Genomic DNA, 2,649 nt, shown 5'->3' on the forward strand with positions numbered 1-2,649 from the left:
GCTGGTCGAGGAACGCGTCGATCTGCCCGGGTCGCCGGTTGCGGTCCGGTTCGAGCAGCACCACAGTGACCCGCCCGGACGGGCTCTGCACCACCTTGGAGTTCATGCCCTGTCCGTCGACCTCGATGTGCTCCTCGAAGATCTGCGCGAAGTCGAACAGCGCCTCGAAGTGCCGGACCGTCTCGTCGAGCTGACCGGGCGGCACGCAGACCGCCAGGTGGTCGATCTCGGCGAGCACCGGCGGGTGGCCGTCCGTCGTGGACGCCGCCGCGGTGATGGCGCCGGGCAGGAACTCGCTCCCCTCGCCCCGGCGCTGCACCAGCCGGTGCCGCACGTCGGCGAAGCCGTCCACCTCGGCGGTCACCACCTCGGCGTCCGCGCCGGTGCGGGTGGTCGGCGGCGTCACCCCTGTCGCACCCCGACCCACCAGCTCGGCGTACGCGGCCGGCACGTCGTCGACCTCGACGGCGACGACCCCGATGCCGTCACCGTGGCGTTGCACGTACCGCGACGCCGGATGCTCGGCGCTCAGCCCGGAGGTGAGCAGCAACCGGATGTCGCCGTGGCAGAGCAGCAGTGAGCGCTGCCCCGCCAGCCCGGTCTCCGGACCACCCTGGCCACAGATCTCGAAGCCGACGGCGGTGCTGAAGTAGAAGGCCGCCTGTCGGGCGTCCCCCACGTAGAGTTCGATGTGGTCGATACCACGGATGTCCATGTCGCCTCAAACCCTTCCCACCCGATTCCCCCTGTGTTGCCGTCCGGGTACACCCCGCCCGGGATGCCGCCTCGATCACCCCCTCGGCTCGGCGACGCGCGCCAGCAGCAGGCTCACGTTCTGGCCGCCGAACCCGAACGAGTTGGTGATGGCGTACTCCAGGTCTGTCTTGCGGGCCGTGCCACGGATGTGGTCCGCCGGGCAGGCCGGATCCGGATCGTCGAGGTGGTACGTCGGCGGCAGCAGGCCCCGACCGAGCGCCAACGCGGTGGCCGCCGCCTCCAGCGCCCCGGAGGCACCGAGCAGGTGACCGGTGAGCGCCTTGGTGGAGCTGACCGGCACACCGCCGACGCCGAAGACGTCGGCCAGCGCCGTGGTCTCCGCGATGTCACCGAGCTTCGTGCCGGTGCCGTGCGCGTTGACGTATCCGACCGCCGCCGCCGGCACACCGGCGCTGCGCAGCGCCCGGCGGATGCACGCCGCCGCGCCGGCGCCGTCCGGGCGGGGGGCGGTCGGGTGGTACGCGTCAGTCGTCGCGCCGTGACCGGCCACCTCGGCGTACCCGGCGACGCCGCGGGCCGCGGCGTGCTCGGCGCGTTCGAGCACCAGCAGCGCGGCACCCTCGGACAGGACGAACCCACTGCGGGAGGTGTCGAACGGCCGACTCGCCCGGCCCGGGTCGGTGCCGGCGCGCGCCAACGCCCGCGCGTTGCCGAAGGTGTCGGCGAAGGTCGGGAAGAGCGGTGCCTCGCTGGCCCCGCAGAGCACCACGTCGACCTCGCCGGTCGCGATGAGCCGCACCCCGTCGGCGACCGCCTGGGCGCCGGAGGCGCAGGCCGTGCCGACCGACGAGCTGTAGCCGCGGATGCCGTGCGCGATGGCGATCCGCGCCGCCGGCATGTTCGGCAGGATCCCGGTGAGCAGGTACGGGCTGACCGCCGCCCGACCCCGGGCCGCCCGGGCCAGCACCTGCGATTCCAGGGTGGCCATCCCGCCGACCCCACCGACGATCACACCGATCCGGTCGGGGTCGACGTCGCGGCCCACCTCGATGCCGGCGTCGGTGAGAGCGTCGGCGGCGGCGAGCAGGGCGAGGACGACGATCCGGTCCAGCACCCGGGTCTCCGGCCCGGACGCGACGGTACGTGGGTCGATGTCGGGCAGCAGGCCGGCGACGTCCAGCGACGCGCTCGCCGGGTGCCCCTCCGGCGGGCGGGTCAGCCCGGACCGGCCGGTGGTCAGCGCGTCGAAGGTTTCCTCGACGCCCCGACCGACCGGTGTGAACAGACCCATCCCCGTGATCAACGCGGTCATGAGCGTGCCTCGGTGAGGTAGCGCTCGCGCAGGGCCACCTTGCGGACCTTGCCGGTCACGGTGACCGGGATGTCGGCGGAGCGCACCGGCACGACCCGGCGCAGTGTGGCGCCGACGTCCGGGCCGAGGGCGGCGCGGACCCGCTCGGTGCGGTCCTCGGCCTCGTCGGCGCCGGCGGCCAACTCCAGCAGCACGTCGGTGACGACCGCTCCGGCCTCGGCGACGATCACCACGGTGCAGTCGGTGACGTCCGCGCAGGACGCGAGGATGCGCTCCTCGGACAGCGCGGTGAAGAACCGCCGACCGTCACCGGCGTCGACCGAGTCCACCGCCCGGTCCAGGTGGTAGTAGCGGCCGTCGCTGTCGGCGCGCACCAGGTCACCGGTGAGGTACCAGCCGCGCTGGCGGAAGCGGTAGGTGGTGACCGAGTCGTTCCAGTAGCCCCGGAACAGCGACGGTGAGTCGATGCCCAGGAAACCCACCTCGCCGACCGGCACCGGCTCACCGTCGGCGCCGAGCACCGCCACCTTCGCGAACCGGTACGGGCGGCCGATGCAGCGGCCGTACCGGTCGGTGTCGGCGCGGTGGGTGATGTGGAACATCGAGTGCCCCATCTCGCT

At 73.4% G+C, this 2,649-nt stretch carries 2 protein-coding genes and 1 pseudogene; all 3 read right to left on the reverse strand.

The features are described from left to right. A partial coding sequence (locus ABZ749_RS33470) for a VOC family protein (protein WP_357235013.1) occupies positions 1 to 715 on the reverse strand: 715 nt, incomplete at its 3' end. A 75-nt stretch (positions 716 to 790) separates the two neighbouring features. Further along, positions 791 to 2,029: a beta-ketoacyl-[acyl-carrier-protein] synthase family protein gene (locus ABZ749_RS33475; RefSeq protein ID WP_357235016.1), complete on the reverse strand. Its 1,239-nt coding sequence runs from the start codon at positions 2,027 to 2,029 to the stop codon at positions 791 to 793. Then, positions 2,026 to 2,649 (reverse strand): annotated as a pseudogene (locus ABZ749_RS33480) (long-chain fatty acid--CoA ligase); the annotation flags it as partial. The pseudogene ABZ749_RS33480 and the gene ABZ749_RS33475, both read right to left, overlap by 4 nt.

Origin of the sequence: Micromonospora sp. NPDC047753 (assembly GCF_040642735.1) — a bacterium.
Classification (GTDB): Bacteria; Actinomycetota; Actinomycetes; order Mycobacteriales; family Micromonosporaceae; genus Micromonospora.